13 protein-coding genes and 7 pseudogenes are annotated in these 12,023 nt (G+C 46.6%); 13 read left to right on the top strand and 7 right to left on the bottom strand.

The window, feature by feature from the left end:
• Positions 1–7: 7 nt before the first annotated feature.
• Entirely contained in the window at positions 8–409 is a 402-nt protein-coding gene (locus tag ACQE3Y_RS12640; RefSeq protein ID WP_426981787.1) for a hypothetical protein, read from the bottom strand.
• Between the two features lie 114 nt (positions 410–523).
• Here ACQE3Y_RS12640 and ACQE3Y_RS12635 point away from each other — a divergent pair, with 114 nt between their 5' ends.
• Both ACQE3Y_RS12635 and ACQE3Y_RS12630 read left to right on the top strand, forming a co-directional pair.
• A complete protein-coding gene (locus tag ACQE3Y_RS12635; RefSeq protein WP_426981817.1) occupies positions 524–1,366 on the top strand; it encodes a phage repressor protein CI in 843 nt (280 codons plus the stop codon).
• Positions 1,367–1,481: 115 nt separating this feature from the next.
• Entirely contained in the window at positions 1,482–2,690 is a 1,209-nt protein-coding gene (locus ACQE3Y_RS12630) for an HNH endonuclease (RefSeq protein WP_426981786.1), read from the top strand.
• 216 nt (positions 2,691–2,906) lie between these two features.
• Here the strand turns inward: ACQE3Y_RS12630 and ACQE3Y_RS12625 are convergent.
• Positions 2,907–3,101, bottom strand: a pseudogene (locus ACQE3Y_RS12625) (tyrosine-type recombinase/integrase); the annotation flags it as partial.
• A gap of 59 nt (positions 3,102–3,160) precedes the next feature.
• Here ACQE3Y_RS12625 and ACQE3Y_RS12620 point away from each other — a divergent pair.
• Positions 3,161–3,448: a hypothetical protein gene (locus ACQE3Y_RS12620; RefSeq protein WP_426972335.1), complete on the top strand. Its 288-nt coding sequence runs from the start codon at positions 3,161–3,163 to the stop codon at positions 3,446–3,448.
• 121 nt (positions 3,449–3,569) lie between these two features.
• Here the strand turns inward: ACQE3Y_RS12620 and ACQE3Y_RS12615 are convergent.
• Both ACQE3Y_RS12615 and ACQE3Y_RS12610 read right to left on the bottom strand, forming a co-directional pair.
• Positions 3,570–4,321: pseudogene (locus ACQE3Y_RS12615) on the bottom strand (contractile injection system protein, VgrG/Pvc8 family); the annotation flags it as partial.
• Between the two features lie 41 nt (positions 4,322–4,362).
• Positions 4,363–4,551 (bottom strand): annotated as a pseudogene (locus ACQE3Y_RS12610) (phage tail protein); the annotation flags it as partial.
• Between the two features lie 96 nt (positions 4,552–4,647).
• On the opposite strand from ACQE3Y_RS12610, the gene ACQE3Y_RS12605 reads away from it, so the two are divergent.
• From ACQE3Y_RS12605 to ACQE3Y_RS12590, 4 genes and pseudogenes are all read left to right on the top strand, one after another.
• Positions 4,648–5,088, top strand: coding sequence for an STM2901 family protein (locus tag ACQE3Y_RS12605; protein WP_426972337.1), 441 nt, complete (start codon positions 4,648–4,650; stop codon positions 5,086–5,088).
• 11 nt (positions 5,089–5,099) lie between these two features.
• A complete protein-coding gene (locus tag ACQE3Y_RS12600) occupies positions 5,100–5,420 on the top strand; it encodes a DUF1493 family protein (protein ID WP_426981785.1) in 321 nt (106 codons plus the stop codon).
• 43 nt (positions 5,421–5,463) lie between these two features.
• Positions 5,464–5,712: pseudogene (locus ACQE3Y_RS12595) on the top strand (transposase); the annotation flags it as partial.
• 33 nt (positions 5,713–5,745) lie between these two features.
• Positions 5,746–7,277, top strand: a pseudogene (locus ACQE3Y_RS12590) (Tn3 family transposase); the annotation flags it as partial.
• On the opposite strand, the gene ACQE3Y_RS12585 reads toward ACQE3Y_RS12590, so the two are convergent.
• The gene (locus ACQE3Y_RS12585; RefSeq protein ID WP_426972341.1) at positions 7,274–7,864 is read right to left on the bottom strand and encodes a TetR/AcrR family transcriptional regulator; all 591 of its coding nucleotides are present in this window, start codon (positions 7,862–7,864) and stop codon (positions 7,274–7,276) included. The pseudogene ACQE3Y_RS12590 and the gene ACQE3Y_RS12585 overlap by 4 nt on opposite strands.
• Before the next feature lie 99 nt (positions 7,865–7,963).
• Here ACQE3Y_RS12585 and ACQE3Y_RS12580 point away from each other — a divergent pair, with 99 nt between their 5' ends.
• From ACQE3Y_RS12580 to ACQE3Y_RS12570, 3 genes are read left to right on the top strand one after another with little or no spacing between them, the layout of a single operon-like run.
• Complete coding sequence (locus ACQE3Y_RS12580) at positions 7,964–8,263, top strand: putative quinol monooxygenase (protein WP_426972342.1); 300 nt, start codon at positions 7,964–7,966, stop codon at positions 8,261–8,263.
• Positions 8,260–8,892, top strand: a complete 633-nt coding sequence (gene grxB, locus ACQE3Y_RS12575) for a glutaredoxin 2 (protein ID WP_426972344.1) — start codon at positions 8,260–8,262, stop codon at positions 8,890–8,892. The genes ACQE3Y_RS12580 and grxB overlap by 4 nt, the downstream gene beginning before the upstream one ends.
• Positions 8,893–8,904: 12 nt before the next feature.
• Complete coding sequence (locus ACQE3Y_RS12570; RefSeq protein WP_426972346.1) at positions 8,905–9,330, top strand: cupin domain-containing protein; 426 nt, start codon at positions 8,905–8,907, stop codon at positions 9,328–9,330.
• On the opposite strand, the pseudogene ACQE3Y_RS12565 reads toward ACQE3Y_RS12570, so the two are convergent.
• Positions 9,330–9,431 (bottom strand): annotated as a pseudogene (locus ACQE3Y_RS12565) (transposase); the annotation flags it as partial. The gene ACQE3Y_RS12570 and the pseudogene ACQE3Y_RS12565 sit on opposite strands and share 1 nt — an antisense overlap.
• Positions 9,432–9,714: 283 nt before the next feature.
• Here ACQE3Y_RS12565 and ACQE3Y_RS12560 point away from each other — a divergent pair.
• A complete protein-coding gene (locus ACQE3Y_RS12560) occupies positions 9,715–9,888 on the top strand; it encodes a hypothetical protein (RefSeq protein WP_250650125.1) in 174 nt (57 codons plus the stop codon).
• A gap of 520 nt (positions 9,889–10,408) precedes the next feature.
• Positions 10,409–10,942 (top strand): hypothetical protein, encoded by a 534-nt coding sequence (locus ACQE3Y_RS12555; protein ID WP_426972348.1) that lies wholly within the window; start codon positions 10,409–10,411, stop codon positions 10,940–10,942.
• A gap of 356 nt (positions 10,943–11,298) precedes the next feature.
• On the opposite strand, the gene ACQE3Y_RS12550 is transcribed toward ACQE3Y_RS12555, so the two are convergent.
• Complete coding sequence (locus ACQE3Y_RS12550) at positions 11,299–11,559, bottom strand: hypothetical protein (protein WP_085071486.1); 261 nt, start codon at positions 11,557–11,559, stop codon at positions 11,299–11,301.
• 250 nt (positions 11,560–11,809) lie between these two features.
• Between ACQE3Y_RS12550 and ACQE3Y_RS12545 the strand changes: the two are divergent.
• Positions 11,810–11,908: pseudogene (locus tag ACQE3Y_RS12545) on the top strand (general stress protein); the annotation flags it as partial.
• Positions 11,909–12,023: the final 115 nt, after the last annotated feature.

Raw genomic sequence — 12,023 nt, 5'->3', positions numbered from 1 at the left:
AATCAAGTTAGCGTTTGATGTAACGACAGTTCATGGCGTGCTGCAGGTTTTTTTCACGCCATGCAGCAACGTTAATCAGAGCATTACCGTGTTTTTCCATCACGTCAGTGCGCGTCTGGCCGGTCTTTTTGCATTCCACCGTGCGTTTAACGGTACTGGTTGGAGTAGGGGCGAGAAGTACGACGCCATTAGCAATCCATTTCTCTAATACGGACTTGCTAATGCCGTTCGCGGCGGCGAAATCTTCTTTGGACATGGTGGCGGAGGTGTTGAGCGCCAGTGCTTTTTCAACAGCAGTGTTAACCGCCGCACTAAGTGCAGGCATTAATGCAGCAGCAAGGTTAGCAATTAACTCTGGTGACTGAGGTAATTCAAAAGCGTTTCCACTGTTTGCATTTTCAGTATGCATAACGCAATATCTCCTTTGGTTCGTTTTGTTCTACGGTGTTTCATGTGGTGTGAGAACACTTTAGATCGTAAAGACGATTTGGTAAATGATTATTTGTCATTTTATGGTGTTCCTATGAATTCAGGGAAGGGCGGTAGCGTCGAAATTTTAGAAAGACTCATGTCTTCTTATGGCGTAAACACCCAGAAAGACCTTGCGGCGTCGCTTGATATTCCTGCTAATAACATAAGCGGCTGGACGCAACGAGATAGCGTACCGGGTAATGCCATCATTAAATGTGCATTGGATACCGGTGCTGACCTACAGTGGCTAGTTACTGGAGAGCTTGCAAAAGCAAATTTCGATAGCGGATCTAATAACCCTAAAGGAAAAGCTCTCTATGCCGAGATCACTTCAAACGGCGGCAAGCCAGTTTTGCGCCGCATCATGGATGCTTACGGCTTCACTCTGCAAAAACAGCTCTGCGAGCTGCTAGGTATCTCATCTGGTACGGTCAGCACCTGGGTACGCAGAAATTATTTCCCTGGCGATGTGGTGGTGACTTGTGCGCTTGATACCGGCGTGTCTTTGCAGTGGCTGGCGACAGGAAAGGGCGTACAGCCGGGCGAAAGTGCAAAAGAAAGTACTGCAACGGCTATTCCGCGTAAAAATCTGATGTCAGGTGTATTGCAAGAAGCAGGTAGTTGGGCAGGCGATTTAGGCTTCGTCCCGCATGATCTTGTTGAACCAATCTTTATTTCAAGCAACTCCGGAGCATGGATTATTGATGCGAGTGTTTCCAGCATTAGTAATGGACGCTGGTTGCTTGGCGTGGATGATAAGTATGACATTTATGATGTTGCGATGTTGCCGGGGCGGAAAATTAGCGTTTCTAATAAATTTTCTAACTTTATTTGTGGTATTGAAGAGGTCAGTGCAGCTGGTAATGTTGTGCTAACTATGGAATATAATTTCTAAAAGAAAAATGATATGGAAAAATCTTAATCTCGCTCATATTAATTGATGATAATTTCAAGGCGATGCAATTCAATTAACCGATGTCATTTCAATTACATTTCAAACTGGTACGTATATGAACTATTTCTGGATTACACAAAAACCAAAATCTCAGCAAGAAGAGTTAGCAGATGGTTATATCAAGTCTCGGCCATTAGATAAATATAATTATTTTAGAGAGTCAGTTAAAAATATCAGAAAAGGGGACGTGCTATTTTTCTGTTCCAGAGGCATTATTAGTCATATCGGTTTTGCAGATAGTTCAGTCATATATGAATCTGATGAAAAAGGCGACATATGGAGGGTGAAGTTTAATCATTTTACTTTGGGAAGACATATAGAAATTTTAGAACACAAAAAATACTTACTCGATAATAAAAAGATTAAATACTCTCCGATAACTAATGAAGGCAAGTCTCAACAGGGTTACTGTTCTGAGATTCCAGATTACGTAGCCAATTTTCTGTTGTCTAGAGCTGGTGTCTATCTATCTCATGGGAAAGTAATTGAGTTGGAAAAAGGTTCTAATAACAGAATAAAAAACATCCATGATTTACTTGGTAAACTGAAAAGAAATGATGTGATAGATGTTATAAATAACTATAAAGTATTGAAGAAATCACTTTATAATTACCAACAATCATCAACTTACGACCTAAAATATAGTCTTAATTTTTTTGCGCCCAAAGTGATTTTTGGTTTTTCTGCAGCTAAAGTATTAGGTAGGCCTTTATTTTCTGATGAGTTTTCTGGCGGTAATGAGACGCCTTGTTTTGAAATTTTGAAGGGGTTGGGTTTTGAAATTGTTGAAAAAAGTTCTTATGGTTCAAATGTCATAGAAAAAGAAATAAATGAAATCGATGAGGATGTTTCCGCTATTGAGCAAGATCAAGGCCTTACTATAACTGAACGTCAGCAATTGGTTGATGCGAGAATTGGTCAAGGAAAGTTTCGAAAAGATGTCATTTCACTACATAAAAAATGTATTGTTACTGGAATCGATCTCAAGGTTTTATTAAGAGCAAGCCATATTAAACCTTGGAAATACTCTACTAATCAGGAAAGATTAGATCCTGCAAATGGTCTACTATTATCTTCTAGTATTGACGTCCTTTTTGATAGAGGTTTAATAAGCTTTGAAGATAATGGCCGCATTATTATTTCGGAGCAATTACAAGGCAGCGATGTTTTAGAAAAGTTAGGTGTTGATATTAAAAGAAACTTCCCCATTAGCCCTAAAAATTGCTCCTACCTTAGATGGCATAGAAAAAAATATTTTTCATGAGACTTATTTGATTTTTTCTTTCAAAAAATTTTCAATAATTGTGGCGATGTAGTCAAAATGTCGCCACAACACACCATAACTGATTGATTATATTGGATTCGATTAGTATTCGGTCTTTTTTTATCCAATATTCAAAAACATTAACTTATGTAAAAATCAATGACTCACTCAGCATCCTGTTCTACTCTATATCCCCCCTCTGTTGACCCGTTATAGTCAGTTTGTGGACGCGGTTTTTATTCTTTGCAGCGGGTTTAAATAAATGGCGTCTTCCAGATGGCCTGGCGTGAAATGCGCATAACGCATAGTGACTCTGATATCTGAGTGGCCGGGAATACGCTGAAGCACCCGAATATTACCGCCGCCCATCATAAAGTGGCTGGCGAAAGTATAGGATAATACGTGGCTCATCATCAAATACCACGGTGGTGCCCGAGACAAGCCCCGCTGGTCATCGGATGGGAGATAAGATGAAAAAAATTATTATGGCGGTAACGACCTTATTGCTGACAGTTAGTTGTTCCGCTGTGCAGGCTGAGTCACTTCAGGCTGATGTGAAAGCTTTTCAGGATAATGCTGAAGAGTGTCAGCATTTTGCAGGTGAATGGGATAGTTCTTTGCCCAAAAGCCGACAAAAGGAAATTGAAGCAGGCGCAGATAAATATTGCACGGTGGCTCGCCGGCAGCAAGAACAGCTTAAGAAAAAATATCCAGGTAACAAGCAAGTAGAAGAACTCCTTGCTGAGTATGATCTCTGAGTAATTTTACTTGGCAGCATGTAAAAGCGCCGCACATGTATGACGGCATCAGATAAAGTATGATGCCGCTTACTAAATCCCATTTAAATCTTATCTGAACTACTTAATCCTCTTCATTTTTCTACTTGCCTGTTGTTACTTCATATCCTATATCGGACAACAGCACCTCAAAATCCAGCGTGGTGGTGTACACGTTGCCGCTCAGGCTGTGCGTTACCTTACTGATGTGCCAGGGCTGCGCATCGATCACGGATTTAAAGCCGCTCACCCTGACCGGCGTCTCCGGGAAAAGGTCAGCCCGGCCCATCGCCAGCGTCAGCGAAAACTCCGCGACGCCGCGCTGCAGTTTTTCCCACTTCGCTTTTGCCGCGCGCATGGCAGCCGCCTTCGTGAGGTAAACTGTGGTCAGCGCAAAGACATTATCTTCACTGCCCGCCAGGTATTCCCCCTCACGGGCCTCCGGCTCCTTTGTGGCCGTAGTTTTCTTTTTCTTTGCAGCGGGATGCTCCAGCGCACGCAGGTGCTGCTCTTTGGGCTTGCGCTGCAGCTTGAACTTTTCAGCTTCGGGTCTCTGGTGTGCAGCCTGCTGGACGTCACGCCGGTATAGGTACCGCGATCGGCAATGCTGAAGCTGTGCCGGTCGCCGTCCTGGCGCGTCAGGGGCAGCTGCGGGATCGGTTTACCGCTGACGGTCACGCCCGCGCCGGGGCGGATAAACAGCAGGCGCCCCGCCTTGATGGCCGCCACCGTGCCATGCAGCGAAGCAAGCCGTGTCAGAAATTTAGCGCCCGTCTCCTGCGTCTGGTCGATATGGCGCACCGCAATACCCGTGAATTCAGCCGCAACGGCAGGCGTCAGCTTGTTACATTCCGCAGACGGGTTTGGCCTGGCCTGCAGCTCGGCGGCCAGCGTGCTTTTTTACCCGCCTTGCCGATGGCCGACAGGACGTTAGTCAGCAGCTCCGGTTCATTGAGCGGGAAGGCGGTGGCATCGGCATCTTCTGCAGTGCAGACCATGCCGACAATGGCCCTGGAGACGGTGGAAATGGTGCGCGTGCCGTCGTTGATCTCGACGACGCGGACACCATGATGATAATCAGACATCTGATGCACTCCATGTTATGGGTGCGTTCAGAGTGGCAGCTCAGGGCAGGGGGCGCATCCTGTTACGGTTCGCTGGTCGCTGACCAGGCAGATGAGATGGATGCAATCAATCCGGTAAATTTTATCGCCAGGCTAAATCTGGACAGCGGAATACAGCAGCGGCAGGATGAATTTCTTTGCAAAAACAGGAATGATTTTAGAAAACAGTTCAGTGATGCGATCGATATACTGACTATTGCCTCTATGCTGGTCAGCCTCCTTGTTATTCCTGTAAGCAGTAAACTGGGTGCTGGCATGGCGACAAGAGGGACAAGTCCACTTTCGCTGGCAAGCAGAACGTTGATCCGGCAGAGATTCAAGAAGGGAAGAAGGACTATCACCTGGGCAAAAATGCTCAGGGGAGAATGGGCCTACCCCACAAGTGTTGGAACTTGTATTGGCCGCTGGTTGCCCTGGATAGGGGCGGTTCTGACCGCGTATGATTTGGCAATGATAACCCGGAATGTCATACACCGTTACAGGCTGATCGTAGGATAGGAAAATTCAAAATGGATAAAGCAGAACGCGTGCGGGCGCTTCTAAAAAAGCATTTCTGGGATATGCCTGATGAGGCATCTTTAAGCACTGGTAAAAAAACGGTGTTACCGGAGGACGCGCTTGATTTTTTTGAGGATTACGTAGAACAGTGTCAGGTTGATATGACGGGCTTTAATTTCCGCTGCTATTTTCCTAATGCCGGGATCCGTTTTCTTCCTAATGCAATATTACCGGCCTATTTAAAAAATGACCATCATCAGCCGGAGCTGCTAACGGTCAGTATGTTGATAGCTTCTGCTGAAGCAGGATATTGGCTGTATGCTGGCAAATAAGCTGCTCAATTTCTCAGGCCAGGTGGGTATGGTTTGTTTCTGACGTTGCTTCAGCGCAGAATTTAAACGCGAATCCGCTCAACTGGTTCTTGACCAGAACTACACGGTGGCAGATGCAGCCAGTGCTATGGATGTGGGTCTTTCAACCATGACTCGATGGGTAAAGCAGTTGTGTGATGAACGTCAGGGTAAAACGCCAAAAGCCTCCCCCATAACCCCGGAACAAATCGAAATACGCGAGCTGAAGAAAAAGCTACAACGTGTTGAAATGGAAAACGACATACTAAAAAAGGCTACGCCAGTTTTAGTTGACCACTACACATCCCGACATAATGACCAGTTACAACTGACCGTTCAGACCGATTGCCGGGCATACCTTCAGGCCCGTATGACGCTTCTTGCATCGCGTCTGGAAGAAGTTAACGCGATGGCTCTTGCCGGTGATTTGCCCGATGTTGATATCTCAGATAAAGGCGTAAAAATCACTCCGCTGGAGAACAGGTTCCTTCGGGTGCTTCCCCCTTTGCCGATTTGGTTTATGGCATGCTTCCTCATCCGAAAATTACGGAGAGACTGGAAGAAGTGGACAACTGGACGGGGTTTACGCGTCACTTCTCACACCTCAAAAATAATAACGTCAGACCAAAAGACGGAAGACTGTTGCTGACCACTATTCTGGCCGACGGCATCAATCTGGGGCTGACAAAAATGGCGGAGCCCTGCCCGGGGGCAACAAAATCGTCACTCGAAGGTATTCAGGCATGGTACATCTGGGATGAAACCTATTCAGCGGCACTGGCCGAGCTGGTCAACGCTCAGAAAGCGCGACCTCTGGCTGCATTCTGGGGCGACGGTACAACATCGTCGTCAGATGGGCAAAACTTTCGGGTAGGCAGTCACGGGCGTTATGCGGGTCAGGTCAACCTTGGGTATGGTCACGAGCCGGGCGTGCATATTTATAAGCATATCACAGACCAATATAGCCCGTTCTACGCCAAAGTGATCAGCCGGGTGCGCGACTCAACCCATGTGCTTGATGGTCTGCTGTATGATGAAAGCGATCTGGAAATTACCGAGCATTACACCGATACCGCAGGTTTCACTGAACATGTTTTCGCTTTGATGCATCTGCTGGGATTCGCTTTTGCGCCGAGGATCCGGGATCTTCATGACAAGCGGCTGTTTATTCATGGAAAGGCCGAGCGCTATCCGGGGCTTCAGTCCGTCATATCAACAACCAGCCTGAATATCAAAGACATTGAGGCGCACTGGGATGAGGTATTACGCCTGGCAACCTCGATTAAACAAGGGACTGTCACCACATCGCTGATGATTAAAAAGTTAGCCAGTTACCCAAAACAGAATGGACTTGCCAAAGCGCTGAGAGAGATTGGCCGCATCGAGCGGACACTGTTTATGCTGGACTGGTTTCGTGATTCCGGTCTGCGCCGACGCGTACAGGCAGGGCTGAATAAGGGGGAGGCCCGTAATGCCCTTGCGCGAGCGGTGTTTATGCACCGGCTGGGTGAAATCAGGGATCGTGGGCTGGAGAATCAGAGCTACCGCGCCAGTGGACTGACGTTACTGACTGCGGCAATCACATTATGGAACACGGTATATATAGAAAGAGCCATTGAGTCACTGAAACGAAAAGGTATTCCGATTAATGATCAACTGGTATCTCATCTTTCTCACCTGGGCTGGGAACATATCAATCTGAGTGGCGATTACGTCTGGCGTAATAATATTAAGTTAGGGTCCGGAAAATACCGCGCATTACGCACAGTCGATACCGCATTGTACAAAAAACAGTCTTGGCATGGGATGATTTCCCTTTTCCAGGCGGACCCCTATTAGTGTTTCGATGCAAGAGCGTCACAAAAAAGCCTGGCACAAACTCCCGCCAGTTCCTCAACGTCCTGGTCACGCTCGGCAATGCGGGACATCTGGTCGAGTATTCCCAGAACCAGTCTTGCCTGATAACGGACGGAGATATCGCCACGCAGAATACCTGCCTGCTGCTCCCGCTCCATGTTCAGAGCAATCCATTCGAGCATCTGTACCTTTGTAGCCTCACCACTGAAAGTCTGAAAAAAACTCATCTCTGTTAAATCACGGTCTCTGCACAGTACGGTCAGAAAGCGCATAAAGCTCTGACGTAAATCTTCATACAGAAGATCCGGGTTAAGTCCGGGAGAAATCAGGCACTGACGGGTTGCTTCGCGCAGTTCACTGCGAAACTCGCTGACCAGCGTTTCAAAAAGCGCTTCCTTACTGTCATGGTACAGATAAAAAGCCGGCTGGCTTACGCCTGCTTCAGCCACGATGTCGCTGATTTTTGTTTCGTGAAAACCTTTCCGCGCAAAGACCTTTATAGCCGCTTTGCGGAGTTTCGCCTGTGTATGAGCGGCGCGCTCAGCCCTTTTCGACATATTAACCATCATTTTTCCTCTGCTGCTGGAAGATAACAAAATTGTTGCGTCCTGTCAGCTTAATGGTTACTTTTAAGTAAGTTATTAGCCAGTAACCTAAGAAGGTAGATCATGACTGTTCCCGTAATTGCTATTTTTCGCGTAAAGCCCGGCACCGAAACCACGGTTGAAAAACTGTTTCGTTCGGTTATTGATACCACGCTTGCTGAAGAAGGTTGCATCAGTTACCAGCTCAATCTTGATACGAAGGATGCGGGTCGTTTTATCTGGACGGAAGAGTGGCAAAGTCAGGCATTGCTCGATCGCCATCTGAATGCGCCGCATATTCAGGCTCTGTTTTCTGAGCTTCCACAATATATTGAGTCGTCAGAAATTATCGCGCTGAAACCGCTGGCCGGGGGCGCAGCATGAAGCTCTATGTTTACGATCATTGCCCCTTCTGCACGCGGGCACGTATGGCGTTCGCCCTGAATAATGAGCCTGTGACGCTTTCCATCATTATGGAGGAAGATGCGGATACGCCTGTTCGTCTGGTAGGCAAAAAGGTGGTACCTATTCTGGAAAAAGAGGACGGGTCGCATATGACAGAAAGTCTGGATATTGTGCGTTATATTGACGGAACCGGCACAACGGCGTTTTCGGGTCAGGTCACGCCCGAAACAGAGGCATGGATAAATGATGCTTGGCCTGTTGCCCTTAAGCTGTTCATTCCGCGTTTCACACAGGGTGATTTTCCCGAGCTGTCCACGCCGGAATCCCGTGAGGCTTATCGTCAGCGCGAGGAAAAAGCCTTTGGTGACCTGGCCGCTTTAACAGTCCGCACGTCTGCTCTCATTGATGAAATGCTGCCTAAACTGCATGCTCTGGTACCGCTGTTACAGCTTCGTCAGCAACCTGATATCAACGATATCGTTCTGTGGCCACTGCTGCGCTGCTTGTCCATCGTAAAAGCACTTTCTTTTCCCCCCGCTGTTCGGGACTACGCTGTCAGGCTGGAATCCCGGACGGGGATTCCTTTGCTGTTTAACCAGGCGTTATAGAAGGAAAATGAAATGCCAGAACAGACGCGTTCCGCACGTTTCATACTGGCTGAAATCGCCAGGCGGCTGCCGGAATATTCAGACAGCATGCTGGCTGACGAGTATCTCACTGACAGACCTGAAGCGAGCTGCCGTGTTTTTCGTGCCTATCATGGCGTAAAGCCGCACTTTCACCAGCAATGCGATGAGTACCTTTATGTGCTTTCCGGACGGGGCACATTCTGGATGGAAGATCCCAGTGATGAGGCTGAATTTGCTCCCGGTCACCTACTGTTTTTCGAGCGTAACGTTGTACACGCGCTGCCAACTCTACTGGAAGAACCAGTTATTTTCCTGTCGTTAGATAGCCCGCGTCGTAGCCCTGAAGATATTACGTTCGTTGATCCTGGTGATGGCAATGCAGGAACGTTCATGGCCAGAAATAATAAGCCAGCTTAGATATCGAGACGTGTTGCAATGCTGGAAACAGAATGACCGCGATCAACAACCTGTTTGACTGCTTCAATTTTAAACTCTTCGGGAGAACGCTTACCGCTCATGGGCACCTCTCTTCAAGTCATTTTAAATGACTCTGAGGTGTCTGTTAAACCTGTGGCGATTACAGAATGGCCTGGCCTCGCTTTGTAGGCCTCCCACGACATCATAAAGTGTTCTGGCAATGAAGAGGGCAGATTCTCATTCATCCCGTGCACTCTGTGTTACAGGCTCCTTGCTTCGCTGGGGATTTTACATCTGTATACAATAGATACAGAGACGTTCATTCATGGTTATAAATCCTGTGCTATAGATCACATCTCCTTTACAGAAAACCGGGAAACGGTTATGGCTTTGGCATTGAAAAAGGATTTACTTGTAGGAGCGGTACTGGTTGAGGTACTGCGTCAACATCCGGAAATTGAGTTACCAGGTAACTTCGTAGATGCGGTTATAGAAATGAGTACTGCTTTATGCGAAAAGTTTCCGCGCGATGATGATTCTACTGCATCAGGTAATTAAAAAGCGCCTTGGTAACGAGAACAGATAACGGCAAAATCCTGTAAGGCTCGCTTTGACGGGCCTTTTCTGCATCCACGCCACGTCTGTTTCAACTGTGGTTACGCGTAGCCAAATGAGCAAACTGGCATGAGGTGCAATGTATGGCGCTTGCGGTGGGTGCGTCTGATGCATAGCATTTATTATCTTATAGTTTTTCTTTTCAATGATATGAAAAAGGTCTCAAGCTTAACGCCTGTGAAAACAGCTACAACATCATGCATTAAGCTAATATCGCTCACGTGATTATTTCATTTCTACAATATAAATTTTTAGCGCTGGCTTTTTGTTAAGCATACCCTATGCTTAAAATATGAACAAAAAAGGAGCCGCCAGTAAACTCATCTGAAGTATAAAAATATTTATAAAATCAAAGAAAAACAAAATGTTTTTTACCCGGGACGCGGTGGTTGTGCCAGCCTTTTAACATCCTTTCAGCCTGACCGGGCAAAATATTAATTACAATAAAAACGGGGAATAAAAAATGAAAATTGCCTGCCTTGCCTGGGGTTCGCTTATTTGGAAGCCGGAAAATTTACCTTTAGCTTTTGACTGGAACCCGGACGGTCCTGTTATGCCAATTGAGTTTTCCCGTGTAGGGGATCAGGGCGAACTGGCTACTGCCATCTGCATGAATGCTCCACCTATACAGGTTTACTGGGCTTTGCTGGATACCAATACCCTCCAGCATGCTGTCTCCTCCCTGCGCGAACGAGAAAAAATCCCTGACTCTCGTGAGGATGGCGTAGGAAAATTTTTACTGAAAAGCATGCCAACCGGGGTTCTGGCTAACTGGGCCGTAGCGCAAAAGCTGGATGCGGTAATATGGACGGCTCTGCCGCCAAGATTTTCTGGTCTTGAAGGCCGTATCCCTTGCGCTGAAGATATCCTGGAATATCTCGGCTTACTTGAGGGAGAAAAGCTTCAGCATGCTCAAAACTATCTGAAAAAAGTTCCAGCTAGCATCAATACGCCTTATCGTAAGCTTGTCCGTGAGCAGCTGGGATGGGATTGTTAAGCAGGGAGCAAGAGAGTTAAGTCAGTGAAATTATAAAATATCAGACGAAAAAATAACCCTCCATTAAGGGAAATCCATTATCTCTGGAGGGGATGCAAGGCACCTGTCGTTACAGAAGCATTATTAAATAATTGGAATCTTATATTTTGATCTAAAGCAATTTTGTCATAAACCTGACAGAACAAATCAATAAGCCAGATAGCTAGCTGTTTCTTTACAAACCGCTTTTAATAATCCTTGTTAGCGTGGCGATAATCACGGAAGTAAACAGCGAGAGCGGCAGGAAAGAGGCAAGTGGTTTCTGGTTTTTAGCAGCGCTCAAAGCAATGCTCTGAACGCTGCGAATTTTAAATTCGTTAATCGATTGGGGCAGGTTGTAGCAGGTCGATAACATCATCGATCTCATTACTGGCGGCATGTCTGTCAAGGGCAACGGCATAGTACTTTCCTTTACAGTAATGCTTTTTTACCACAACCCGGTGGCCAGCAGCGTTGTCCCCCTGACCCGCTGATGGAGAGGACAATGTGGTCGGAACAACCAGTTCGTCTTCAAGTTTTTCCGCTTCAATAATTCGGTTATAACCGTCACTGGAAAGCAACAGATGTTGAATACGCATATCCCTTCCTCTTGCTGATAGATTTGTACGAGTCTTGAAGAAATTGTAGCGCAACGCTTATCAAATGCCGGAATAGCCTGATTAAAGGGTTGTTTGGGGCAAGCATTTAGCGTAGCAACAGACGTATCAGACGCCTCTTGCTATCGATGCGACGTGGTGAATTACATCCTTATTTTTCGTCGCGTACCGACTGACTGTCTGCTTATTACCTGCCTGCGGCTATAAATCCAATGACAAAATGTTCAGGAGGAAACATTGTGGAGGTTGCGGTCACTTTGCAAATAACCCCGAAAAAGCTTCAGAGGCAGGTAAAAAAGGTGGGGAACATAGCCACGGCGGTGGACGAAAGGATACCCGTGTTCTTTTAACTGCCAGCCCCAACGGTACAGGTTGGGGCTATAACTTTTCAGGCCGGTGCGTCCTGAGCGAAAAATCCGTTTACACGCTGAAGCCGTAGGGGAGAA

Origin of the sequence: Pantoea sp. FN0305, from assembly GCF_050113845.1 — a bacterium.
GTDB lineage: Bacteria > Pseudomonadota > Gammaproteobacteria > Enterobacterales > Enterobacteriaceae > Mixta > Mixta alhagi.
Note: the sequence above shows the minus strand (reverse complement) of the source record. Positions and strands in the feature narration are given on the sequence as shown.